Raw genomic sequence first — 22,229 nt, 5'->3', positions numbered from 1 at the left:
GCGGGCGCTCCGCGGGCTCAGGCGCTGCGGGTGGCCACCATCCCCAGGGTGATCAGTCCCAGCACGACCCAGCCGAACCACAGCCAGCCGTTGCTTCCGAGCGCCACCGTGTAGGCCGTCACCGCGACGAGGCCGCCGATGGTGAGCGCCCCCATCGTCTTCGTCGAACTGTCCGTGGAACCGGGCATCGCAACACCCTCCTCGTGGTCCGTTGCCTTCCATGGTGCCCCGGTTCTGCCTCCATGGAGCACGGACCGCGGGATATCGGCCCGATCCTCTTCAGCCGCCGCGTGCGTTCAGCGAGGCCAGGTAGGCGTTGTAGGCCGCCAGCTCCTTGTCGCCGTCCCGTTCTGCGGCCCGGTCGGTACGGCGGGCCTGGCGCTGCTCGGAGGCGTACCACTGGAAGACCAGGGCGAGCAGGACCAGCACGGACGGGACCTCGCTGAAGGCCCAGGCGATGCCGCCCGCCGCGTTCTGGTCGGAGAGCGCGTCGATGCCGAGCGACGCGGGCGGGTTCTCGAAGGTCTTCACCATCGGCGACGATCCCATCATCAGCGCGATGCCGAAGAACGCGTGGAACGGCATGCCCGCGAACAGCTCCAGCATCCGCATCAGGTAGCCCGGCCGGTGCGGGCCCGGGTCCACGCCCATGATCGGCCAGAAGAAGACCAGCCCGACGGCGAGGAAGTGCACCATCATCGCGATGTGACCGGCCCGGGAGCCCATCAGGAAGTCGAAGAGGGGCGTGAAGTACAGGGCGTACAGGCTGGCGATGAACAGCGGGATGGTGAACGCGGCGTGCGTGACGATCCGCATGTAGCGGCTGTGCAGCAGCATCAGCAGCAGCTCGCGGGGACCCTTGCTGCCGCGGGCCGCCGGCGGCAGCGCGCGCAGGGCCAGCGTGATCGGGGCGCCGAGCAGGATCAGGATCGGCGAGACCATGCTGATGATCATGTGCTGCACCATGTGCACGCTGAACATGACCATGCCGTAGTCGTTGAGCCTGGTGCACATCATGAGCACGATGCTCAGCACGCCGATGACGAATGCCACGGTCCGGCCGACCGGCCACTTGTCACCGCGCCGCACCAGCCGCGCCACACCCCAGCCGTACAGTGCCAGTCCCAGCAGGCAGGCGATCAGGAAGAACGGGTCCGCCGACCAGGCGAGCCCTCGCCCCAGCGTGAACGGCGGCAGATCCATCGTCATGCCGTGCCCGCTGTGATCCATCCGCCGGCTCCTGATTCGTGGGGGTTGAACGCAGTCTGTCCGAAGCAAGACTAGAACCGCCCCCGGCGAAGCATTCCACCGGGGGCGTTGAGCGCCCCTCAGGGGCGCGGGGAACTGCGCGAGCAACCACACACGACCCGCGGTCGGCGAACTACACCAACCTCACAGAACGCATTCCGCCTCCGCGTACCGTGCATCCGGCACCGTCTTCAACGCCTCGACCGCGTCGGCGAGAGGCACCATCACGATGTCCGTCCCCCGCAGGGCCGTCATCATGCCGAACTCCTCGCGGTGCACCGCCTCCACCGCGTGCCAGCCGAACCGCGTGGCCAGCACCCGGTCGTACGCCGTCGGCGTACCCCCGCGCTGCACGTGGCCGAGGATCACCGGCCGGGCCTCCTTGCCGAGCCGCTCCTCCAGCTCGATGGAGAGCTGGCGGGCGATGCCGGCGAAGCGCTCGTGCCCGTAGACGTCCTTGCCGCCCTCGTCGAAGTCCATGGTGCCGGCCTTCGGCTTGGCGCCCTCCGCGGCCACCACGATCGCGAACCGCTTGCCCGCCGAGAACCGCTCGCCGACCTTGGCGGTCAACTCGTCGATGTCGAAGGGCCGCTCCGGGACGACCACGGCGTGGGCGCCGGCCGCCATGCCCGAGTGCAGCGCGATCCAGCCGGTGTGACGGCCCATGACCTCCACGATCAGCACCCGCTGGTGGGACTCGGCGGTGGTCTTCAGCCGGTCCAGGGCCTCGGTCGCCACGGTCACGGCGGTGTCGAAGCCGAACGTCACATCGGTGACCGCTATGTCGTTGTCGATGGTCTTGGGGACGCCGACGATGGGCAGGCCGTTGTCCGACAGCAGCCGGGCCGCCTTCAGGGTGCCCTCGCCGCCGATCGGGATGATCGCGTCCAGGCCGAGTTCCTCGACGTGGCCGCGGGCGCGCTCCACGCCGTCCCGCAGGTGCTCGGGGCGGACCCGGGAGGAGCCGAGGATGGTACCGCCGCGGGCCAGGATGCCGCCCACCGCGTCGAGGTCGAGCTTCAGGTAGTCGCACTCCAGGAGGCCCTTCCAGCCGTCCCGGAAGCCGATGACCTCGTCGCCGTGGTCGACGACGGCGCGGTGCACGACGGACCGGATGACGGCGTTCAGGCCGGGGCAGTCGCCGCCGGACGTGAGGACACCAATGCGCATAGCCCGAAATACCTTCTCAACGTGGCACGGGTCCGGACCGCGCTGTCCGGCTCGATCCAGGCCACCCTAGCGGCATCGGGGGCCGGGACCGAACCACGCGTCCGCCTACTGGACGTGCCCGCTCACCTGTGCGGATGACCCATCAGACGGGCCGCCCGGAGGAGATCACGCAGGCTGCTGCGCAGCCGCGATGCGCTCGTTGCGGAGCGCCTCGTACCAGCGGTCGTCCGTCGGCGGCAGCGCGTTCACGTCGAGGGCCAGCTTGAGCAGCAGGTCAGCGATCTGCGGGTTGCGCGCCAGCACCGGGCCGTGCATGTACGTGCCGAAGACCGTGTCGTTGTACGCGCCCTCGGTGCCGTCGCCCGTGCCGTTGCCGTTGCCGAAGCGGACCTGGGAGAGCGGGCGCGCGGTGGGGCCGAGGTGGGTGACGCCCTGGTGGTTCTCGAAGCCGGTCAGGGGCGGCAGCCCGAGGCGCGGGTCGATGTCGGCGAGGACGTCGCCGACGCACCGGGCGCCCTCGCCGCGCGTCGAGACCACGTCGAGCAGTCCGAGGCCCGGCTCCCGGTTGCCCAGGTCGTTGATGAACTCGTGGCCCAGGATCTGGTAGCCGGCGCAGACGGAGAACACGATCGCGCCGTTCTCCACGGCCCGGTGCAGACCGCCGTCGCGGCGCAGCCGCTCGGCGGCGAGCCGCTGCGGACGGTCCTCGCCGCCGCCGATCAGGTAGATGTCGCCGGAGGTCGGGATCTGCTGGTCGCTGCGCACGTCGAGCCGGGCCACGTCGAGGCCGCGCTGCCGGGCCCGGCGCTCCACCACGAGGGCGTTGCCCTGGTCGCCGTACGTGCTGAGCAGGTCCGGGTAGATCCAGACGATCCGCAGTTGGTTGTCGCTCACGAAAGTCCCCTGAAGTCTCGCGGTCAGTTGCCGACGCGGCGGCGCAGGTCCTGGAAGGCGGTGTAGTTGGCGATGACCTCGATCCGGCCGGGCGGGCACATCTGCACCGCCTGGTCGAGGTCCTCGCACACCTGGAACTGCTGGTTCGCGACCTCCAGGCGCACCGCGAGGTCCAGCTTGCGGTCGCCGATCACGCAGATCGGGTGGCCGGTCAGCCGGGTGTAGTCCACGTCCCACAGCCAGGAGGTGTCGGTGCCGTCGGCCCCGCGCGCGTTCACCGAGAGGATCACCGGCGTGGGCGGCGGGTCGATCAGGGAGAAGGTCTCCAGCCAGCCGGCCGGGTTCTTGGCGAGCAGCAGACGCAGGTCGCGGCCCTGGAACTGCACCACGTCGTAGCGTCCGGCGACCGCCTGTACCTGGTACATGCGCTCCAGGGCGACCTGCGGCGGCACGCCGAAGACGGCGGCGACGGCGGCCGAGGAGGCGGCGTTGGCCTTGTTGGCGCGGCCCGGCAGCTGGAGGTGGATCGGCCAGGCGGAGCCGTGCGGGTCGAGGACGTGGTCGCCCGAGAGCGCCCAGCTCGGCGTGGGACGGCGGAAGCCGCACTCGCCGCAGAACCAGTCGTCACCGGGACGCTGCATCACGCCGCCGCACGCGGGGCAGGACCAGGCGTCGTCCTTCCACATCTGGCCGGCGGCGACCCAGATCACGTTGGGGGAGGAGGACGCGGCCCACACCACCAGCGGGTCGTCGGCGTTGGCGACGACCACGGCCTTCGAGCCGGTCAGGCCCTCACGCCAGTTCTCGGCGAGCATGCGGGTCTCCGCGGCGCGGTCGAGCTGGTCGCGGGAGAGGTTGAGGAGCGCGATGCACTTCGGCTCGGTGGCCTGGGCGACGCCGACGAGGTACTTCTCGTCGACCTCGATGACGCCGTAGCGGGCGTCCGAGCCGGCCGCGAGGGCCGAGGTGATGCCGGCCGGCATGTTGGCGCCGAGCGCGTTGGACACGACCGGTCCCGCCGCGCGCAGCGCCTCGGCGATCAGCCGGGTGGTGGTGGTCTTGCCGTTGGTCGCCGAGACCAGGGTCACGTCCAGGTGCTGGGCGAGCCGGGCGAGGAGGTCCGGATCGAGTCTCAGCGCGACCTTGCCGCCGATCACCGAACCGCTGCCGCGCCCCGCGGCGCGCGAAGCCGCCGCGACCGCTTTGCCCGCGGTCACGGCGATCTTGGCCCGGGGCGAGAGCGGGTCCGAGTTGCCTGCCATCAGTTCTCGATCCTCCTTGCGTACGCGCCGCGCCTGAAGCCTGACGGCCACGTGGTGTGGACCTCAGCCTATCGAGATCCGTTCGCACTCCCGAATCGCGGCACCGGCCACGGGGCTCCGGCGGTGGGCGCGGCCCGCCGGGGGACACAGGGACCTTACTCTTGCCGCCATGCGACACGGCTCCATCCCGGGCGCCCACGGGCGCGTCCGTCCCCTCGGCCTCCTCGGCGATCCCGTCCTGCACGCCCCGTGCGAGGAGGTGACGGACTTCGGTCCGGAACTCGCGGCGCTCGTGGAGGACTTGTTCGCGACCATGTACGCCGCCCACGGCGTGGGTCTGGCCGCGAACCAGATCGGCACGGGTCTGCGCGTCTTCGTCTACGACTGCCCGGACGACGAGGACGAGCGCCACCTCGGCCACCTGGTGAACCCGCGGCTCGTCGAGACCGGCGGGGTGGTGGTGCGCGGACCGGAGGGCTGTCTGTCGCTGCCGGGTCTGGAGGCCGGGACCGAGCGGCACGACGAGGCCGTCGTGACGGGACTCACGGTGACCGGCGAGCCCGTCACCGTGCGCGGCACCGGGTTCTTCGCGCGGTGCCTCCAGCACGAGTGCGATCACCTGGAGGGGCGGGTGTACTCCGAGCGCCTGTCGGGATGGCGCCACCGGCGGCTGGCGCGCCAGGTGGCGCGCGCCACCTGGCGCCGCTGAGCGCGCGGCGGGCCGGGGAGTGTGCGGGCCGGGGGGCCGTCAGAAGCCGGGCCCGCCCGCCTTGTCCCCGGCGGCCGCCAGCCGGCCCCACAGCAGGTCCGCCAGAGTGCTCACCAACTCGGCCCGGGAGCAGGGGCGTTCGCCCAGCCACCAGTCGCCCGCGGCGTGCATCATGCCGACGATGCCGTGCCCCCACACCCGGGCCAGCTGCTGGGTGCCGGGGCCGACGTCGAGGCGTTCCTCGATGACCTGGGCCAGTTCCTCGCCCATCCGGCGCAGCAGCGGGGCCGAGTGCTTGCCGACGTCGAAACCCTGGTCGGCCTGGTCGGCCGGGGTGGCGATGCCCTCCGCCGGATGCATCAGGAAGCGGTACACCTGCGGGCGTGCCTCGATGGCCGCCAGATACGTGTCCAGGGTGGCCTCGACGCGTTGCCGCCGCTCCGCCGGGGCGTCCAGGGCGGCCCGCAGCGAGGCGAGGAGGGCGTCGGTGTGCCGGACGGCGAGGGCGGCGTACAGTCCGCCCTTGTCCCCGAAGTGGCGGTAGAGGATCGGCTTGGTGATGCCGGCCTCGGCGGCGATGGCGTTCATCGAGGCCTGTGGACCGTCGCGCAGCACCACCCGGTCGGCGGCCTCGAGCAGCTCGCGCCGTCTGCGGTCGGCGGACCGCTGCTGGTCGGTCCGCTGTGTGGTGTCCATGTGCTCTCCCCACCCGTGCTGTTTCGGTGACGCCGTCGCAAACTAACACCCACGGGGCGCCCGGCATCGAACGGGAGGGCGACGGGGCCTCGGGAGTTGACTTTTCCTACCGACCGGTAACAGACTCGGGTTACCGCAAGTAACACGTACGTGGGTCACTGGAGGGGACATGGCCGAGTTCACCATGGAGCTGAGCGACGAACAGAAGGAGGTCCGGGACTGGCTGCACGGCTTCGCGGCCGACGTCATCCGCCCCGCGGCCGCCGAATGGGACGAGCGTGAGGAGACTCCCTGGCCGGTCATCCAGGAGGCCGCCAAGGTCGGCATCTACTCCCTCGACTTCTACGCCCAGCAGTACTTCGACTCCACCGGCCTCGGCATCCCCATGGCCATGGAGGAGCTGTTCTGGGGCGACGCGGGCATCGCCCTGTCCATCGTCGGGACCGGTCTCGCCGCCGTCGGTGTCCTCGCCAACGGCACCGAGGAGCAGATCGGCACCTGGATCCCCCAGATGTACGGCGACGTGAACGACGTGAAGGTCGCCGCCTTCTGCTCCTCCGAGCCGGACGCCGGATCCGACGTGGCCTCCATGCGCACGCGCGCCGTGTACGACGAGGCCAAGGACGAGTGGGTGCTCAACGGCACCAAGACCTGGGCGACCAACGGCGGCATCGCCAACGTCCACGTCGTCGTCGCGGTCGTGGACCCGGAGCTGGGCTCCAAGGGGCACGCCTCCTTCATCGTCCCGCCGGCCACCCCGGGCCTGTCCCAGGGCCAGAAGTTCAAGAAGCACGGCATCCGCGCCTCGCACACGGCCGAGGTCGTCCTGGAGAACGTCCGCGTCCCCGGGTCCTGCCTGCTCGGCGGCAAGGAGAAGCTGGACGCGCGCCTGGCCCGGGCCCGGGAGAAGGCCAAGAAGGGCGGCGAGCGCGTCAAGAACGCGGCGATGGCCACCTTCGAGGCTTCGCGTCCGGCCGTCGGCGCCATGGCGGTGGGCACCGCCCGCGCCGCGTACGAGGAGGCGCTGGAGTACGCCCGCACCCGTGAGCAGTTCGGGCGGCCGATCATCGACAACCAGGGTGTCGCCTTCCAGCTCGCCGACATGCGGACGTCCATCGACGCGGCCCGGCTGCTGGTGTGGCGGGCCTCCTGGATGGCCATCAACGGCAAGCCGTTCACGGCGGCCGAGGGGTCGATGTCCAAGCTGTTCGCGAGCGAGACGGCGAAGAAGGTGACCGCGCAGGCGATCCAGATCCTCGGCGGCAACGGGTACACGCGGGAGTACCCCGTGGAGCGGATGCACCGGGACGCCGCGATCTACACCATCTTCGAGGGGACGAGCGAGATCCAGCGGCTCGTCATCGCGCGGACGCTGGCCGGGGTGCCGATCCGGTAGCGCCTGCGGGACGGGCCGGAGCCCGGCGATCTCTCGCCGGGCCGGTCCGTTCCGGGGAGCGGCGTCAGGAGGACGGGCCGCTGCTGTGGGCGATGCACGCCACGTCGATCCGGTCGGCCAGCTTGGCCAGCTCGATGGTGAGCGCCGCGACCGTGTCCTCGTCCAGACTCATCTCGCCCGCCTCCACCAGCCGCAGCCACCGCCCACCCACCGTGCGCAGCAGCTTGCTCACGTCGGACGCGGCGACCTGCAGGGTGCCGCGGTCGTCGACGATCAGAGGCAGGGTCACTTCGCGGTTCACAATGGGGATCGTAGTCGCGGAAGGCTCACGCTCCGTGCCATACCGTGGTGATGTTGCAGAACTCCCGGATTCCGTGCCCGGACAGCTCACGCCCGTAGCCCGACCGCTTGACCCCGCCGAACGGGAACGCCGGATGGGACGCGGTCATCCCGTTGACGTACACGCCGCCCGCCTCCAGATCCCGTACGAAGCGGTCCACGTCGGCGTCGTCGCGGGTCCAGACGTTGGAACTGAGTCCGAAGTCCGAGTCGTTGGCGATCAGCACCGCCTCGTCCAGGTCCGTCACCCGGTACAGCGTGGCGACGGGGCCGAAGGCCTCCTCGCGGTGGATGCGCATCTCGCGCGTCACGTCGGCCAGCACGGTCGGCGGGTAGTACCAGCCCGGGCCCTCGGGGCGTTCGCCACCGCACAGCACCGTCGCACCGGAGCGCTTGGCGTCGTCGACCAGCTCCATCACGTCGTTCAGGCCCTGCTCGCTGGAGAGCGGCCCGACCTCGGTCTCCTCCTCCATCGGGTCGCCGACCTTCAGCGCCCTCATGCCGGCGGTGAAGCGTTCCACGAACGCGTCGTACACGTCCGTGTGCACGATGAACCGCTTGGCGGCGATGCAGGACTGCCCGGCGTTCTGCGTGCGCGCGGTGACGGCGACCTCGGCGGCCCGGTCCACGTCGGCGGACGGCATGACGACGAAGGGGTCGCTGCCGCCCAGCTCCAGCACCGTCTTCTTGATCATCTCCCCGGCGGTGGCGGCGACCGCGCGCCCGGCCGGCTCGCTGCCGGTGAGGGTGGCGGCCCGCACCCGCTCGTCGCGCAGGATGCCGTCCACCTCCGCTGAGCCGATGAGCAGGGTCTGGAAGCAGCCCTCGGGGAAGCCCGCCCGGTGGAACAGGTCCTCCAGGTACAGGGCGGTCTGCGGCACGTTCGAGGCGTGTTTGAGCAGGCCGACGTTGCCCGCCATCAGCGCGGGCGCCGCGAACCGGATCACCTGCCAGAGCGGGAAGTTCCACGGCATCACCGCGAGCACCGGGCCCAGTGGCCGGTAGCGGACCAGGGCCCGGGAGGCGCCGGAGTCCTTCACGTCGGACTCCGCGGGCTCCTCGTCGGCGAGCAGGGAGGCCGCGTGGTCGGCGTACCAGCGCATGGCCTTGGCGCACTTGGCGGCCTCCGCGCGGGCCTGCTTGACCGGCTTGCCCATCTCGGTCGTGATGACCTTGCCGATCTCCTCCTGGTCGGCCTCCAGGAGATCGGCGGCCCGGTGCATGAGCCGGGCGCGCTCGTCGAGCGCCGTCGTCCGGTACGTGCGGAAGGTGGCCTCCGCGAGCTGGATCCGGCGCTCGATCTCCTCCTCGCCCATGGCCTCGTACGTCCTGAGCGTCTCGCCGTTCGCCGGATTCACCGTCGCGATGGGCATGACCGACCTCCCTGGGTGGTGGCTCGTGCTTCGACCCTGGCGCGTGGCGCGGGGTGCCGCAACGCGGACGGGTCCGGTGCGGGCCTTCCGCACCGCGTCGCCTCTTGTCAGTGCGAGTGCTCAGCCAGCCGGTCGAGAAACGCGGCCTGCGCCTTCACGATCACCTCGCGCGCCCGCTCCACCGGGAACCAGGCGACCCGGTCCAGCTCGGGGAACTCCTCGGTCCGGCCCGAGCGCGGCGGCCACTCCATGGTGAAGGTGCCGGGTACGACCGCCGCCGGGTCGAGGTCGGCCTCGACGGCCCAGACCGTGACGACCTTCCCGCCCGCCTGCCGCACCTCGCCCAGCGGGACGGCCTCCCCGTCGGGCGGCGGCAGCCCCAGCTCCTCCTGGAACTCCCGCCGGGCCGCGTCCCAGGCGGGCTCCGCCGCGTCGTACTCGCCCTTGGGAACCGTCCACGCGCCGGCCTCGCGGCGGGCGTAGAACGGGCCGCCCATGTGCCCGAGGAGCACCTGGCGCTCCGCTCCGGGGCCGCGGCGGTGCAGCAGCAGGCCCGCGCTGCGCCTCACGGGGCGACGCCCGGGTGGGCGGCGAGCAGGGTGTCCACGGTGTCCGCGTCCTCGGGGCGCTTGTCCTCGCGGTAGCGGACCACGCGGGCGAAGCGGAGGGTGACGCCGGCCGGGTAGCGGGTGGAGCGCTGGAGGCCGTCGTAGGCGATCTCGACGACGAGTTCGGGGCGTACGGTCACGCCCCAGGGGTGTTCCTCGACGGCCAGTTGCCCGAGGCGCTCGGTCTGCCAGGCCAGCAGCGCGTCCGTCATGCCCTTGAAGGTCTTGCCGAGCATCGCGAAGGAGCCGTCGGCCGTGCGGGCGCCCAGGTGGAGGTTGGACAGCCTGCCGGTGCGGCGGCCGTGGCCCCACTCGGCGGCCAGCACGACCAGGTCGAGTGTGTGGACGGGCTTGACCTTGAGCCAGGACGCGCCGCGGCGGCCCGCGCTGTAGCCGGCGTCGAGTCCCTTGACGACGACGCCCTCGTGGCCGCGCCGCAGCGTCTCGGCGAGGAACTCCTCGGCGGCCGGTGTGTCCTCGGGCCCGCCGACCAGGGTGCGCCGCACCCGTTCGGGCTCGGGGACCAGCCGGGCCAGCGCGGCGTGCCGATCGGTCAGCGGCAGGTCGAGCAGGTCCTGGCCGTCGACGGACAGCGCGTCGAAGAACACCACGGAGACGGGGACCGCCCGCGACGCCGTCGCCACGTCCGTGCGGGAGCCGACCCGTCCGGCGGTCTCCTGGAAGGACCGGGGGCGGCCGCTCCCGTCCAGGGAGAGCACCTCGCCGTCCAGGATGAACCGCTCGCCGGGCAGCGCGAGGGCCGCCTCGGTCACCTCGGGGAGCCGGTCGGTGATGTCGTCCAGGGTGCGGGTGTAGAGGCGGACGGTGCCGCCGTCGCGGTGCACCTGGACGCGAATGCCGTCCAGCTTCTCCTCGACCGCGCAGGTCCCCAGCTTGCCGACCGCCTCGGCGACCGAGGAGGCGCTGTGCGCCAGCATCGGCAGCACGGGCCGGCCGACGGTGAGCCGGAACCCCTCCAGGGCGCCGGGCCCCTCCGCGAGCAGGGCCTCGGCCACCGTCTGGAGGGAGCCGGCGAGCATCACCGCACGGCGTACGTCCGCCGGGGGCGCGTCCGTCGCCGCGGCCAGGCCCTCGACCGCGGCCGCGTCCAGGGCACCCTGCCGGACCTCGCCGGTCAGCAGACCGATCAGGAAGCGCTGCTCGTCCTCGGTGGCCGCGCCCATCAGCTCGCCGACCAGCCGGGCCCGCTCGGCCTGCGAACCGGTGCCGGTCACCGAGGCGAGGTGGGTGAGCCGGGCGTCCACGTCGCGCACGGTGAGCGAGGGCCCGGCGGCCGGCGTCACCTCGCGGCCCAGCACCTTCCAGCCGACGCCGATCCTGCCCTGCGGGAGGCGTCCCGCCAGGTAGGGGATGACGACCGGCACGTCCTCCGCCTCCGCCTCCCGGAACAACTCCGCGAGCAGGACGGTCTTCCGGGACCGCGCCGACGTCTCGGCGACCTCCCGGGACACCTGGGCCAACCGGGCAAGCAGCATGCAGTCATGGTGCACCGGAGAGGGCGGGGGCACACCTGGCGGGCGGGACGGGTCCGGCGGGCGGGTCCGCGCGCCGGGGCCCGGGGCGATCGGCGCCCGCCGGACGGCCCTCCTCGTGCGCCCCTCACTCCGCCAGGGTCGCGTCCAGGTTCGACATGATCAGGTCGCCGACGATCGCCGCCGCCGCGCGGTAGCCGCCGCTGGCCGCGTGGACGACCTGCTCGCCGAAGCCCATCGCGTTGCCGGCCGTCCACACGCCGGGGACGGAGGTGCGGCCCGTCGGGTCGACCACCGGGTACGCGCCGAACGGGGTCTCCTGGAGTTCCGCGCCCAGCCGCTCCATCAGGCCGGTCTGCGGGACGGCCCGCGGGGCGACGAACACGACCGAGCGGTCGTGGGCCGAGCCGTCCGCCAGGCGGACCCCGGTGAGCCGGTCGTCCTCGATCCGCAGGGCGGCGACCTCGCCGGGGACCACCTTGACCCCGGCCGCGGCCAGGCGGCGCAGGTCGTCGTCGGTCAGCTCCTCCTCGGCGACGGTGTGCAGGAAGAGCGTCACGTCGTCCGACCAGCCGGACACCATCAGCGCCTGGTGCACGCTGAGCGGGCTGGTGGCGAGTACGCCGAAGTGTCCGTCGCGCACCTCCCAGCCGTGGCAGAACGGGCAGTGCAGCACGTCCCGGCCGAACCGCTCGGCGACCCCCGGCACGGCCGGCAGCTCGTCCCTGAGCCCGGTGGTGACGATCAGCCGGCGGGCCCGCACGGTGTCGCCACCGGCCAGCCGCACGGCGAAGTCCCCGTCCCGGGCCACGTCGACCGCCCGGTCGCGGAGCAGCTCCACGCCGTAGCCGGCGACCTCCTCCCGGCCCAGCGCCAGGAACTCGGCGGGCGGCATGCCGTCCCGCGTCAGGTAGCCCTGCATGTGGTCCGAGGGCGTGTTGCGGGGCTCCCCGGCGTCGACGACCAGCGTGCGCAGCCGTGACCGGCCCAGGACGAGCGCGGCGGACAGCCCGGCGGCACCGCCGCCCACGACGACCACGTCGTAGGTCCCGGTGGGGTCCTCGCTCCGAGCAGGGGTCTGGGTTTGGGTGACGTTCTGGGTCATGGTGACCACCTCCACCCAGAAGGTCGCCCGATCGCCCCGGTATTGACAAATCTTGTTGCTGAATCTGCAATATTCACATGACTGCAGACGACGTCCTCGCCGGTGTCGGCCCCCGGCTCCGCCAGGTCCGCAAGGAACGCGAGGTGACGCTGGCGGCCCTGTCCGAGACCACCGGCATCTCCGTCAGCACCCTGTCGCGGCTGGAGTCGGGCCTGCGCAAACCGAGCCTCGAACTGCTGCTGCCGATCGCCCAGGCCCACCAGGTGCCACTGGACGAACTCGTCGGCGCCCCGCCGGTCGGCGACCCCCGCGTGCGGTCCGAGCCGATCGTGCGCCACGGCCGCACGCACTGGCCCCTCACCCGCCAGCCGGGCGGGCTCCAGGCGTTCAAGGTGCTGGAGCCCGCACGCAAGGAGGAACCGGACCCGCGCACCCACGAGGGGTACGAGTGGCTCTACGTCCTCTCGGGCCGGCTCCGGCTCGTGCTCGGGGACCACGACGTGGTGCTGTCGGCGGGGGAGGCCGCCGAGTTCGACACCCGGGTGCCGCACTGGTTCGGGTCGACGGGGGAGGGGCCCGCCGAGTTCCTCAGCCTCTTCGGCCCGCAGGGCGAGCGGATGCACGTACGAGCACGGCCCACCGCCCGCGGGTGAGGCTCGCCCGGTGGGCGGCGACGGTGCGCGTCGTACGACCGTGCGGGGCCGCCATCGCGACACGCGGGGCGCCGTCGGCTCCTCGCGTGTGCCGTCCTCGCGCCGGTGCGCATGGCGAGGGTGGGAGAGTGCCCCGGAGGGTCGGGGCCGGGTCGGTGAGGGGGGCGGTGGGCGTTTCGCAGGCGCCGGCCCGGCCCGCCGCCCGTCGGCGGGGGCTTGCCCGGCGCGTGGGCGGGGGTGCGTGACGCACGACCGCGCCCGAGCTGTTCCCCGATCGGCAAGCGACCGCTTAGTATGCGAGTGACCCGGTCGGACGACGCAGTCGGTGGAGGCCCCGCATGCAGGCATGGCAGGTGCACGAGAACGGCGAGCCGGGCGAGGTGATGCGCCTCGAGGACGTGGCGCCGCCCACGCCCGGCGACGGCCAGGTCCTGCTGAGGGTCCGCGCCGCCAACATCAACTTCCCGGACGCCCTGCTCTGCCGGGGCCAGTACCAGATCAGGCCGCCGCTGCCCTTCACGCCGGGCGTGGAGATCTGCGGCGAGACCGAGGACGGGCGCCGCGTCATCGCCAACCCCGCGCTGCCGCACGGCGGCTTCGCCGAGTACGCCCTCGCGGACGCCCGGGCCCTGCTGCCCGCGCCGGACGCGCTGGACGACGCCGAGGCCGCGGCCCTGCACATCGGCTACCAGACCGGCTGGTTCGGCCTGCACCGCCGCGCGCGGCTGGAGGCGGGCGAGACCCTGCTGGTGCACGCCGCCGCCGGAGGGGTCGGCAGTGCGGCCGTACAGCTCGGCAAGGCCGCCGGCGCCACCGTCATCGGTGTCGTGGGCGGCCCCGAGAAGGCGGCCGTCGCCCGGGAACAGGGCTGCGACGTGGTCGTCGACCGGCACGCCGAGGACGTCGTCGCCGCCGTCAAGGAGGCCACCGGCGGCCGGGGCGCGGACGTGGTCTACGACCCGGTGGGCGGCCAGGCCTACACCCAGTCCGCCAAGACCGTCGCCTTCGAGGGCCGGATCGTCGTGGTCGGCTTCGCGAGCGGCACCATCCCCAGCCCCGCGCTCAACCACGCCCTGGTGAAGAACTACGCGATCCTCGGCCTGCACTGGGGCCTCTACAACACCAAGGACCCCAAGCTGGTCCAGCACTGCCACGAACAGCTCACCGCCCTGGCCGCACGGGGCGCGATCAAGCCGCTGGTGAGCGAACGGGTCCCGCTCGGCGGGGCGGCGGACGCCGTGCAGCGCGTCGCCGACGGCAGGACGACCGGCCGGGTGGCCGTCGTACCCCGGACGCCGGAGAAGGGAGCCACCGCATGACCGACGCGACCGAACTGCGCACCCGTACCAAGGAGTTGCTGGCCGCGCATCCGCCGGCCACCACGGAGCGCCTGGACTTCCTGAGGGCCCGCTTCGACGCCGGACTCGCCTGGGTGCACTACCCGCAGGGCCTCGGCGGACTCGGCGTCCCCCGCTCCCTCCAGGCCGTCGTGGACGCCGAGTTGGCGGCGGCGGGCGCTCCCGACAACGACCCCCGGCGGATCGGCATCGGCCTCGGCATGGCCGCCCCGACGATCCTCCAGTACGGCACCGAGGAGCAGAAGCGCCGGCTGCTGCGCCCGCTGTGGACCGGCGAGGAGGTGTGGTGCCAGTTGTTCAGCGAACCGGGCGCCGGTTCCGACCTGGCCGCGCTCGGCACCCGGGCCGTCCGGGAGGGCGAGGACTGGGTCGTCGACGGGCAGAAGGTGTGGACCTCCAGCGCGCACCTCGCCCGCTGGGCCATCCTCATCGCCCGCACCGACCCGGACCTGCCCAAGCACCGGGGCATCACCTACTTCGTCTGCGACATGACCGACCCCGGCGTCGAGGTCCGGCCGCTGCGCCAGATCACCGGCGAGGCCGAGTTCAACGAGGTGTTCCTCACCGGCGTCCGCATCCCCGACGCCCGGCGCCTCGGCGAGATCGGCGACGGCTGGCGGGTCGCGCAGACCACGCTGAACAACGAGCGCGTCGCCATCGGCGGTACCCCGATCCCCCGCGAGGGCGGGATGATCGGCAAGATCGCCGGCACCTGGCGCGAACGCCCGGACCTGCGCACCCACGACCTGCACCAGCGGCTGCTCGGCCTGTGGGTCGAGGCCGAGGTCGCCCGGCTCACCGGTGTACGGCTGCGCCAGCAGCTGGTGGCCGGCCAGCCCGGCCCCGAGGGCGCCGGCATGAAGCTGAACTTCGCCCGGCTCAACCAGGAGATCAGCGGCCTGGAGGTCGAACTCCTCGGCGAGGAGGGCCTGCTGTACGACGACTGGACGATGCGCCGCCCCGAGCTGGTGGACTTCACCGGCCGCGAAGCCGGATACCGCTACCTGCGCTCCAAGGGCAACAGCATCGAGGGCGGGACCAGCGAGGTCCTGCTCAACATCGTCGCCGAACGCGTCCTGGGCCTGCCCGCCGAGCCGCGCACCGACAAGGACGTCGCATGGAAGGACCTCGCCCGATGAGCGCACAGCCGGAACCCGCTCTGCTCTACTCGGAGGAGGAAGAGGCGCTGCGCGCCGCCGTCCGGGACCTGCTCACCGATCACTGCGACCCGGCGGGCGTCATCACCCGCACCGAATCGGCCACCCCGCAGGACCTGTCGCTGTGGAAGGCGCTCGCCGACTCCATGGGCCTCGCCGGCCTGCTGATCCCGGAGGAACTGGGCGGCCAGGGCGCCACCCACCGGGAAACCGCCGTGGTGCTGGAGGAGTTGGGGCGCGCGGTCGCGCCGGTGCCCTACCTGACGAGCGCCGTCGTCGCCACCGAGGCGCTGCTGGCCTGCGCGGCCGACGACCTGCTCACCGAGCTGGCGTCCGCGACCTCCGTCGCCGCTCTCGCCGTCGGACTGCACGTCGCACCGGGCGGCCCCGTCCCTGACGTGCGGCTCGAAGCGGGCACCCTGCACGGTGAACTGACCGGCATCGCCGACGCGGCCGTGGCCGACGTCCTGCTGGTGCCCGCGGACGACGGGGGACTGTACGCGGTCCGGGCCGCCGACGCGACCATCACCCCGCAGACCTCCCTGGACCTCACCCGGCCGCTCGCCCGCGTCACCCTCGACGGTGCCCCCGGGCGCCGGCTCGGCGACTCCGGGCCCGCCGTGCGGCGCGCCCTGCGGGCCGGTGCGGGGCTGCTCGCCTCCGAGCAACTGGGCCTCGCCGACTGGCTGCTCACCGAGACGGTCCGCTACCTGAAGGAACGCAAGCAGTTCAACCGCCAGGTCGGCGGCTTCCAGGCGCTCAAGCACCGGCTCGCCGGGCTGTGGCTGGAGGTGGCCGGGCTGCGCGCCGCGGCCCGCAACGCGGCCGACGCCCTGGCCACCGGTGAGGACACCGACGTGGCCGTCGCCGTGGCCCAGGCGTACGCGGCCCGGGTGGCCGTCCACGCCGCCGAGGAGGCGCTGCAACTGCACGGCGGCATCGGCATGACCTGGGAGCACCCGGTCCACCTGTACCTGAAGCGGGCCAAGGCCGACTCGATCGCCTACGGCGCGGCGGGCGCCCACCGGGCGGCCCTGGCCGACCTGGTCGACCTGCGAGCCCCCTGACGCCGCTCCGTTCCACCGACGCGTGCCCGTCCCCTCCGGGGGGCGGGCACGTTCCGTGCGGCCGGCTCCGTCGAGGTGAACGACCGAGGGCGGTCCGGCCAACTCCCCGCACGGCTCTGCTCTCCGAGGGCACCGGGACCGCATACTCACAGGCGTCCCGTACGGCACATCCAGGGAGGCAGAGCATGGCCCTCACCACCCGACGCAGAGCCCTCACCACCCTCGGCGCCGCCCTCGCGGGCGCGGTCGCCCTGCCCGCAGGCAACGCGCTGGCGAGCGAAGGCGGGCGCGGGCCGCGCCCGTTGTGGCGCGCGCACGCCCACAACGACTACGAGCACCCCCGCCCGCTCCTCGACGCCCTCGACCACCGCTTCGGCAGCGTCGAGGCCGACATCTACCTGGTCGACGGCCAACTCCTCGTCGCCCACGACCCCGAGGACCTCGACCCGGCCCGCACCCTGGAGTCCCTCTACCTCGACCCCCTCGCCGCCCGGATCCGCGCCAACCACGGCCGTGTCTACCGGCAAGACCGCCGCGCCCTGCAACTCCTCGTCGACATCAAGACCGAGGGGGCGTCGACGTACCTCGAACTCGACCGGCAACTGCGCCGCCACCGGCACCTGTTCACCACCTACGCCCACGGGCGGGTCCTGCCCGGCGCGGTCACCGCGGTGGTCTCCGGCGACCGGGCGGCCCGCGCCCCCATGGAGGCCCAGCGCACCCGCCACGCCTTCTACGACGGCCGGCTCACCGACCTCGGCACCACCGCACCCGCCTCCTTCGTCCCGCTGATCAGCGACAACTGGACGCTCAACTTCACCTGGCAGGGCGTGGGCGCCTTCCCGCCGGCCGAACGGAGCAGGCTGCGGGGCATCGTCGGCGCGGCGCACGCCCGCGGGCAGCGGGTCCGGTTCTGGGCCACGCCCGACATCGCGGGCCCCGCGCGGGACGCCGTGTGGACCGAACTGGTCGCCGCCGGTGTCGACCACCTCAACACCGACGACCTCGCGGGCCTGGAGGCGTTCCTCGACGCCCACCGGGGCGCGTAGGACTCCGGCGGGAACACCACTCGTTCGGAGGACAGGTCAGCCGCCCGGACGAACCCTCCGCTACGCCACACTTGCGGCCGAACGCCGCGAAGTGGACGTGGCGGAGGAGGTTGACCATGGCCATTTCCATCTCTGTGGTGCTGTTGCTGTTCGTCCTCGCGGTGATCTTCCTGCGCAACGGCGGGCTGAAGATCTCGCACGCGCTGGTGTGCCTGCTGCTCGGCTTCTACCTGGCGAGCACGAGCATCGCCCCGACCATCAACAGCGGCCTGACCGCGACGGCGGACATCGTGAGCAGCCTCAGACCGTAGACCGGACGCGGAGGCCTAGGCGTCGACGACTCGCGAGCGGATGAGGAAGCGCACCCCCTCGGGTGCCTCCAGGGAGAAGCCGCTGCCCCGGCCCGCGACGACGTCCACGGTCAGCCGCGTGTGGCTCCAGGCCTCGTACTGACTGCGCGACATCCAGAACTCCACCGGCTCCCCGACACCGTCGACCTCCAGTTCGCCGAGCAGGACGTCCGAACCGCCGGTGCGGAATTCGCCCGCGGGGTAGCACATGGGTGCGCTGCCGTCGCAGCAGCCGCCGGACTGGTGGAACATCAGCGGGCCATGTGCCTCGCGGAGGCGCCGCAGCAGTACGGCTGCCTCCGCGGTCAGCTCGACGCGGGGGGTCTCCTCGTATGTGTCGCCCATGGGGCGCATCCCAGCACGGGGAAGGTTGCGAGTGCGTTGCGCCCGTGGTGCCGCGGGCTCGCGCTTCGGTCTTTTGACATACCTATATGGCTATATCTATTATCCGCGGGTGACCGACTCCAGCACCCCTCGCCGGGACATCGACCGCGTGGCCTCCGGGCTCGCGGCGTGCCTTCCCGCGCTGCACCGGGCGCTGGACCGGCAGGTCGCCGCCGCATACCCGCACCCCAAGCCCCCGGAGGGCCAGCTCGCCCTGCTGCGCTTCGTCGCGCAGCGCGAGGGCGCCACGGTGCGCGAGGCCGCCGAGGCCCTGCTGATGAAGCCGAACAACGTCAGCGCCCTGGTCTCCCAGCTCACCGAGCGGGGTGATCTGGAGCGCCGGCAGGACAGCGCGGACAAGCGGGTCGCCCACCTCCACCTCACGGCCATGGCCCGCCGGCGGGTCTCCGAGGTGCGGGAACTCGAGACGGCGTTCATCCGCCAGGCCCTGACCTCCCTCACCGAGGGGCAGCAGGGCGCGCTCGGCTCCGCCCTGGACGCGCTCGACGCGTTGGCGCGCCACCTCCACCCCACCGCCCGCTGACCGGGCGGAACCCGCGCGCTCTCCTGAGCCGCCGGCGCACCGTCGTGCCCGCGGCCGGTCCGCCGTGCTCGCGCGCACCGCCATGTCCAGTCGCACCACCCTCCCGAACCTGGAAGCGAAGGCCCGTTCATGCCCTCCACCCCCGTGGCCGACCCCACCGCGCCCGCGGCCGAGACCGCCCGACCGGCGGCCGGCCGTCGGCGGTCCAACCCGTGGCTGACCCTGCTCGCCGTCGCGTTCGGGCTCTTCATGGTCCAGCTCGACGGCTCCGTCGTCGCGATCGCCAACCCCGCCATCGGCAGCGACCTGCACGCGTCGACCGCCCAACTCCAGTGGGTCACCAACGCCTACCTGCTCGCCCTGGCCGCCACCCTCATCCTGGGCGGCAAGCTCGGCGACCGGTTCGGGCGGCGCACCTACTACCTCGTGGGCGTCGCCGGCTTCACCCTCGCCTCCGTCGCCATCGGCCTCTCCGGCTCGGTCGAGAGCGTGGTCGCCTTCCGCGCGCTCCAGGGCGCCTTCGGCGGACTGCTGATGCCCAACACCCTCGGGCTGCTGCGCTCCGTGTTCCCGCCGAGGAGGTTCGGCATGGCCGTGGGCATCTGGGCCATGGTCTCCGCCGTGGCGACCGCCCTCGGACCCATCGTCGGCGGACTCCTCGTGGAACACGTCGACTGGGAGTCCGTCTTCTACATCAACGCCCCCATAGGCGTCGCCGCCATCGTCTTCGGCGTCCTCGTCCTCCCGGAGAGCCGTGGGGCCGCCGGCCGGGAGCGCTTCGACCTTCCCGGTCTCGTCCTGCTCGCCCTCGGTCTGCTGGCCGTGGTCTTCGGCGTCGTCAAGGGCGAGACCTGGGGCTGGACCTCCGCCGGAACGCTCGGCGCCGTCGCCGCCGGACTGGTCCTGCTGCTCGTGTTCGGACGGCACGAGACCCGCACCGCGCACCCGTTGCTGCCGATGAGCCTGTTCCGCAGCCGGGCCCTGACGATCGGCGCGGTCATCACCGCGCTGAACTTCTTCGTCATGCTCGGAGTGATCTTCTTCGTGATGCTGTACCTCCAGAACGTGCGCGGCTTCACCCCCGTCGAGGCGGGTGTGCGCACACTTCCGCTCAGTCTCGCCTCGCTGGTCGCCTCACCGCTCGGCGCGGCCCTGACCCAGCGCTTCGGACCGCGGCTGACCATGCCTGCGGGCATGCTGCTCCAGGCGGCATCCTGCTTCGGCATGCTCACCTGGCAGACCGACTCCGCCTACGCCACGATGTGGCCGCCGTTCATCGCGCTCGGCCTCGGCGTGGGCATGGTGATGTCGGCCTCCTCGGACGCCATCGTGGGCAACGCCCCCGTCCGGTACGCCGGTGTGGCCGGTGGCCTCCAGGCGACCACCCTTCAGATCGGCGGGGCGCTCGGTACGTCCGTCCTGGTCTCGCTGATCAGCGCCAGGGTCGGCGCCACGCTCACCGGGGAACTGACCGGCGCGGGCGTGCCGGCCGCCGTGGCCCACGGGTTGCGGGAGGCCGAGGATGCCGTGGCGATGGGCGTGGCACCCGTCTCCGGCGACCTGCCGGCCGGCCTGCGGGCCGCCGTGGTGGAGGGCAGCGGGCAGGCGTTCATGAACGGCGTCCACCTGGCCGTGGCCGTCACCGGCGTCCTCTGCCTGTTCGGCGCGGCCCTCGCCGCGGCCGGTGTCCGGCGCGCCCCGGAGGGCGGGGCGGACCACTGACATCAGGTCACGGCGGTGTGCCCACGGCCGGGCGCACCGCCGTCGGCGTCCGTCAGACCTCCCCGGCCACCGTGCGGGGCAGCACCGTGACCCGGCGGAAGTTGCACCCCGAGGGCGGGTCGCCGGCCGGACGGGACTGATGGGCCTTGAGCGCGATGCTCACCAGGCTCAGCAACAGGTCGACGTCGGCGTCGCAGTCCAGGTGCACGGTCACCCAGCGTGAGCCGGCGACCAGCCGGATGGCGCTGGAGCCGCTGAGGTCGTACTGGAAGCGCTGGATGGCCCGGTGGGTGAGGTGGAGGTCCACGTCCCGGTCCGAATGGAAGTGGACGATCTCGGAGCGGACGGAACACAGTGCCCGTCCGGTTCCACAACTGGCCGAACCCGCGGTGAGGTCGGGCCAGGCTTGCAGCCGCTCAAAGGCGTGCTGGGCCGGAGTCATGCCCCCATCGTCGCCCGATCACCGCTTCGCAACCAGAGGTTGAGCGATTCGTAACCGGTACGTGAGGTCGGCGGGGCCCGGGGCGGGGCGCCGCCGACCTCACTCGAAAGGGGTCAGGGCGCGACGCAGCCGATCGTCCCCGCGGGGAAGTTGTTGCCCGTGGACGTGGCCGTGAAGCCGAAGCTCACGCTGGAGTCCGGTGGGATGACGCGGTTGTGGTCCACGTTCCGGACCGTCACCGTGCCGTCGCCGCCTCTGGACACCGAGCCGTTCCACACCCCGCCCAGTGTGGTCCCGCTGCCCGGCCGCCACTGCACCGCCCAGCCGTTGAGGGGCTCGCTGCTGTGGTTCATCACCTCCACGGAGCCTTGGAAGCCCCCGCTCCAGGAGTTCTCCACGGTGTAGACCGCCATGCAGGAACCGGAGTGCGTGGGCGGTGTCGTCGGGGTCGGCGTGGGCGTCGGGTCCGGGCTCGGAGTGCCGCCCGAACCGCGGATGCCGGTGACCTCGCCGTTGCCGCCGTCGAAGACGACGTCCGAGCAGGAGAAGAAGTTCTCCTGGCTGTCCGAACGCACCCACTGCATGAAGATCAGCGCGTCGCCCGAGCGGCCCGAGGGCAGCGCGAGGTCCCAGAAGTAGTGGCCGCCGTCGGTACCCGGCGAGCCCTGCTGCGGCGGATTGGTCACCGTCTCGATCAGCTCCAGGTCGTCCCAGCCCAGCGCGGACGTGGGCGACCAGCCCGGCTTGGTCAGATAGACCCGGAAGTCACCGGGGTGGGCCGCCCAGTTGCTGTACTGCACCTTGATCGTCTTGCCGGACGTCAGATGCGTCCGGGGCCAGTCCGCGCGGGCCGCGTTGTAGGCGGAGAAGTCGTACGGGGAGCGGTCGCCGGCGCTGCACAGGGTGCCGTCCGGCACGTAGCCCGCGCCGCGTCCGCCCGCGTTGGAGTCGAGTACGGCGAACCAGTTGTACAGCGCCGTCCCGCCGCTCTCGTCGAGGGCGGCCCGGCAGGCCGGGTTCGTGGGGTCGAGGGCGCCTGTGCCGGTCTTGGCGTCCAGTTGGCAGAGGTAGGTGCGGGAGCCGGGCATCATCGCCACGCCGTGCGCCTCGGCGCGCCCCTGCCCGAGCAGGAGGGTCACGCCGAGCGCGCTGAGCAGGGTGGCCAGCACCGCCGCGAGGGAGAGGAGTCTGCTGCGTCGAGCCATGGGGT

24 protein-coding genes are annotated in these 22,229 nt (G+C 72.6%); 10 read left to right on the top strand and 14 right to left on the bottom strand.

The features are described 5' to 3' along the window. Positions 1-17: 17 nt before the first annotated feature. The 5 genes from ACZ67M_RS25640 to ACZ67M_RS25620 form a co-directional block, all read right to left on the bottom strand. The gene (locus ACZ67M_RS25640) at positions 18-188 is read right to left on the bottom strand and encodes a hypothetical protein (protein ID WP_107291848.1); all 171 of its coding nucleotides are present in this window, start codon (positions 186-188) and stop codon (positions 18-20) included. A gap of 91 nt (positions 189-279) precedes the next feature. After that, complete coding sequence (locus ACZ67M_RS25635) at positions 280-1,230, bottom strand: cytochrome c oxidase assembly protein (RefSeq protein WP_385795261.1); 951 nt, start codon at positions 1,228-1,230, stop codon at positions 280-282. 162 nt (positions 1,231-1,392) lie between these two features. Next, positions 1,393-2,418, bottom strand: a complete 1,026-nt coding sequence (locus ACZ67M_RS25630; protein ID WP_392102857.1) for a 6-phosphofructokinase — start codon at positions 2,416-2,418, stop codon at positions 1,393-1,395. 165 nt (positions 2,419-2,583) lie between these two features. Next, entirely contained in the window at positions 2,584-3,312 is a 729-nt protein-coding gene (locus ACZ67M_RS25625) for a type 1 glutamine amidotransferase (protein ID WP_361355784.1), read from the bottom strand. 23 nt (positions 3,313-3,335) lie between these two features. Next, positions 3,336-4,574, bottom strand: coding sequence for a Mur ligase family protein (locus ACZ67M_RS25620; RefSeq protein WP_122620891.1), 1,239 nt, complete (start codon positions 4,572-4,574; stop codon positions 3,336-3,338). Positions 4,575-4,743: 169 nt separating this feature from the next. On the opposite strand from ACZ67M_RS25620, the gene def reads away from it, so the two are divergent. Then, positions 4,744-5,283 (top strand): peptide deformylase, encoded by a 540-nt coding sequence (def, locus tag ACZ67M_RS25615; protein ID WP_392102858.1) that lies wholly within the window; start codon positions 4,744-4,746, stop codon positions 5,281-5,283. A 39-nt stretch (positions 5,284-5,322) separates the two neighbouring features. Here the strand turns inward: def and ACZ67M_RS25610 are convergent, their stop codons facing one another. Continuing rightward, a complete protein-coding gene (locus tag ACZ67M_RS25610) occupies positions 5,323-5,979 on the bottom strand; it encodes a TetR/AcrR family transcriptional regulator (protein WP_122620889.1) in 657 nt (218 codons plus the stop codon). A gap of 169 nt (positions 5,980-6,148) precedes the next feature. Between ACZ67M_RS25610 and ACZ67M_RS25605 the strand changes: the two genes are divergently transcribed. After that, entirely contained in the window at positions 6,149-7,375 is a 1,227-nt protein-coding gene (locus tag ACZ67M_RS25605; RefSeq protein WP_361355788.1) for an acyl-CoA dehydrogenase family protein, read from the top strand. Between the two features lie 64 nt (positions 7,376-7,439). Here the strand turns inward: ACZ67M_RS25605 and ACZ67M_RS25600 are convergent, their stop codons facing one another. The 5 genes from ACZ67M_RS25600 to ACZ67M_RS25580 form a co-directional block, all read right to left on the bottom strand. Continuing rightward, positions 7,440-7,676 (bottom strand): DUF6213 family protein, encoded by a 237-nt coding sequence (locus tag ACZ67M_RS25600; RefSeq protein WP_361355790.1) that lies wholly within the window; start codon positions 7,674-7,676, stop codon positions 7,440-7,442. A 25-nt stretch (positions 7,677-7,701) separates the two neighbouring features. Further along, complete coding sequence (locus ACZ67M_RS25595; protein WP_392015517.1) at positions 7,702-9,087, bottom strand: NADP-dependent succinic semialdehyde dehydrogenase; 1,386 nt, start codon at positions 9,085-9,087, stop codon at positions 7,702-7,704. 107 nt (positions 9,088-9,194) lie between these two features. Next, positions 9,195-9,656, bottom strand: coding sequence for an NUDIX hydrolase (locus tag ACZ67M_RS25590; protein WP_392102860.1), 462 nt, complete (start codon positions 9,654-9,656; stop codon positions 9,195-9,197). Next, positions 9,653-11,191, bottom strand: coding sequence for an ATP-dependent DNA ligase (locus ACZ67M_RS25585; protein ID WP_469852894.1), 1,539 nt, complete (start codon positions 11,189-11,191; stop codon positions 9,653-9,655). Before ACZ67M_RS25585 ends, ACZ67M_RS25590 begins: the two co-directional genes overlap by 4 nt. A 124-nt stretch (positions 11,192-11,315) precedes the next feature. Next, the gene (locus ACZ67M_RS25580) at positions 11,316-12,293 is read right to left on the bottom strand and encodes an NAD(P)/FAD-dependent oxidoreductase (RefSeq protein ID WP_469852892.1); all 978 of its coding nucleotides are present in this window, start codon (positions 12,291-12,293) and stop codon (positions 11,316-11,318) included. 77 nt (positions 12,294-12,370) lie between these two features. Between ACZ67M_RS25580 and ACZ67M_RS25575 the strand changes: the two genes are divergently transcribed. From ACZ67M_RS25575 to ACZ67M_RS25550, 6 genes are all read left to right on the top strand, one after another. Further along, positions 12,371-12,946: a helix-turn-helix domain-containing protein gene (locus ACZ67M_RS25575; protein WP_361355798.1), complete on the top strand. Its 576-nt coding sequence runs from the start codon at positions 12,371-12,373 to the stop codon at positions 12,944-12,946. 338 nt (positions 12,947-13,284) lie between these two features. Next, positions 13,285-14,265, top strand: a complete 981-nt coding sequence (locus ACZ67M_RS25570) for an NADPH:quinone oxidoreductase family protein (RefSeq protein ID WP_392015504.1) — start codon at positions 13,285-13,287, stop codon at positions 14,263-14,265. Then, positions 14,262-15,443: an acyl-CoA dehydrogenase family protein gene (locus ACZ67M_RS25565; RefSeq protein WP_392102864.1), complete on the top strand. Its 1,182-nt coding sequence runs from the start codon at positions 14,262-14,264 to the stop codon at positions 15,441-15,443. The genes ACZ67M_RS25570 and ACZ67M_RS25565 overlap by 4 nt, the downstream gene beginning before the upstream one ends. Further along, positions 15,440-16,528 (top strand): acyl-CoA dehydrogenase family protein, encoded by a 1,089-nt coding sequence (locus ACZ67M_RS25560; RefSeq protein WP_392015498.1) that lies wholly within the window; start codon positions 15,440-15,442, stop codon positions 16,526-16,528. The genes ACZ67M_RS25565 and ACZ67M_RS25560 overlap by 4 nt, the downstream gene beginning before the upstream one ends. 185 nt (positions 16,529-16,713) lie before the next feature. Further along, on the top strand, positions 16,714-17,577 hold the full coding sequence (locus ACZ67M_RS25555; protein WP_361355804.1) for a phosphatidylinositol-specific phospholipase C/glycerophosphodiester phosphodiesterase family protein: 864 nt from the start codon (positions 16,714-16,716) through the stop codon (positions 17,575-17,577). Positions 17,578-17,693: 116 nt separating this feature from the next. Then, positions 17,694-17,888 (top strand): hypothetical protein, encoded by a 195-nt coding sequence (locus tag ACZ67M_RS25550; RefSeq protein WP_469852889.1) that lies wholly within the window; start codon positions 17,694-17,696, stop codon positions 17,886-17,888. A gap of 15 nt (positions 17,889-17,903) precedes the next feature. On the opposite strand, the gene ACZ67M_RS25545 is transcribed toward ACZ67M_RS25550, so the two are convergent. Continuing rightward, positions 17,904-18,272 (bottom strand): DUF779 domain-containing protein, encoded by a 369-nt coding sequence (locus ACZ67M_RS25545; protein ID WP_385795218.1) that lies wholly within the window; start codon positions 18,270-18,272, stop codon positions 17,904-17,906. A 109-nt stretch (positions 18,273-18,381) separates the two neighbouring features. Here ACZ67M_RS25545 and ACZ67M_RS25540 point away from each other — a divergent pair, with 109 nt between their 5' ends. Beyond that, entirely contained in the window at positions 18,382-18,855 is a 474-nt protein-coding gene (locus ACZ67M_RS25540; protein ID WP_469852888.1) for a MarR family winged helix-turn-helix transcriptional regulator, read from the top strand. A 129-nt stretch (positions 18,856-18,984) separates the two neighbouring features. After that, positions 18,985-20,577 (top strand): MFS transporter, encoded by a 1,593-nt coding sequence (locus tag ACZ67M_RS25535; protein WP_469852886.1) that lies wholly within the window; start codon positions 18,985-18,987, stop codon positions 20,575-20,577. Positions 20,578-20,629: 52 nt separating this feature from the next. On the opposite strand, the gene ACZ67M_RS25530 is transcribed toward ACZ67M_RS25535, so the two are convergent. Together ACZ67M_RS25530 and ACZ67M_RS25525 are read right to left on the bottom strand one after the other, a co-directional pair. After that, on the bottom strand, positions 20,630-21,019 hold the full coding sequence (locus ACZ67M_RS25530) for a luciferase domain-containing protein (protein WP_122620876.1): 390 nt from the start codon (positions 21,017-21,019) through the stop codon (positions 20,630-20,632). Between the two features lie 113 nt (positions 21,020-21,132). Then, on the bottom strand, positions 21,133-22,224 hold the full coding sequence (locus ACZ67M_RS25525; RefSeq protein ID WP_392102869.1) for a lytic polysaccharide monooxygenase: 1,092 nt from the start codon (positions 22,222-22,224) through the stop codon (positions 21,133-21,135). Positions 22,225-22,229 lie beyond the last annotated feature (5 nt).

This window comes from Streptomyces sp. NPDC107500, from assembly GCF_055582785.1.
This window is presented reverse-complemented; position numbering and strand designations above follow the sequence as displayed.

Coding starts and splice junctions, on each gene's coding strand:
- ACZ67M_RS25535 (WP_469852886.1), top strand. CDS start 18,985: ATGCCCTCCACCCCCGTGGCCGACCCCACCGCGCCCGCGGCCGAGACC.
- ACZ67M_RS25575 (WP_361355798.1), top strand. CDS start 12,371: ATGACTGCAGACGACGTCCTCGCCGGTGTCGGCCCCCGGCTCCGCCAG.
- ACZ67M_RS25620 (WP_122620891.1), bottom strand. CDS start 4,574: ATGGCAGGCAACTCGGACCCGCTCTCGCCCCGGGCCAAGATCGCCGTG.
- ACZ67M_RS25525 (WP_392102869.1), bottom strand. CDS start 22,224: ATGGCTCGACGCAGCAGACTCCTCTCCCTCGCGGCGGTGCTGGCCACC.
- ACZ67M_RS25580 (WP_469852892.1), bottom strand. CDS start 12,293: ATGACCCAGAACGTCACCCAAACCCAGACCCCTGCTCGGAGCGAGGAC.
- ACZ67M_RS25545 (WP_385795218.1), bottom strand. CDS start 18,272: ATGGGCGACACATACGAGGAGACCCCCCGCGTCGAGCTGACCGCGGAG.
- def (WP_392102858.1), top strand. CDS start 4,744: ATGCGACACGGCTCCATCCCGGGCGCCCACGGGCGCGTCCGTCCCCTC.
- ACZ67M_RS25610 (WP_122620889.1), bottom strand. CDS start 5,979: ATGGACACCACACAGCGGACCGACCAGCAGCGGTCCGCCGACCGCAGA.
- ACZ67M_RS25640 (WP_107291848.1), bottom strand. CDS start 188: ATGCCCGGTTCCACGGACAGTTCGACGAAGACGATGGGGGCGCTCACC.
- ACZ67M_RS25605 (WP_361355788.1), top strand. CDS start 6,149: ATGGCCGAGTTCACCATGGAGCTGAGCGACGAACAGAAGGAGGTCCGG.
- ACZ67M_RS25555 (WP_361355804.1), top strand. CDS start 16,714: ATGGCCCTCACCACCCGACGCAGAGCCCTCACCACCCTCGGCGCCGCC.
- ACZ67M_RS25550 (WP_469852889.1), top strand. CDS start 17,694: ATGGCCATTTCCATCTCTGTGGTGCTGTTGCTGTTCGTCCTCGCGGTG.
- ACZ67M_RS25560 (WP_392015498.1), top strand. CDS start 15,440: ATGAGCGCACAGCCGGAACCCGCTCTGCTCTACTCGGAGGAGGAAGAG.
- ACZ67M_RS25530 (WP_122620876.1), bottom strand. CDS start 21,019: ATGACTCCGGCCCAGCACGCCTTTGAGCGGCTGCAAGCCTGGCCCGAC.
- ACZ67M_RS25565 (WP_392102864.1), top strand. CDS start 14,262: ATGACCGACGCGACCGAACTGCGCACCCGTACCAAGGAGTTGCTGGCC.
- ACZ67M_RS25630 (WP_392102857.1), bottom strand. CDS start 2,418: ATGCGCATTGGTGTCCTCACGTCCGGCGGCGACTGCCCCGGCCTGAAC.
- ACZ67M_RS25570 (WP_392015504.1), top strand. CDS start 13,285: ATGCAGGCATGGCAGGTGCACGAGAACGGCGAGCCGGGCGAGGTGATG.
- ACZ67M_RS25585 (WP_469852894.1), bottom strand. CDS start 11,191: ATGCTGCTTGCCCGGTTGGCCCAGGTGTCCCGGGAGGTCGCCGAGACG.
- ACZ67M_RS25635 (WP_385795261.1), bottom strand. CDS start 1,230: ATGGATCACAGCGGGCACGGCATGACGATGGATCTGCCGCCGTTCACG.
- ACZ67M_RS25595 (WP_392015517.1), bottom strand. CDS start 9,087: ATGCCCATCGCGACGGTGAATCCGGCGAACGGCGAGACGCTCAGGACG.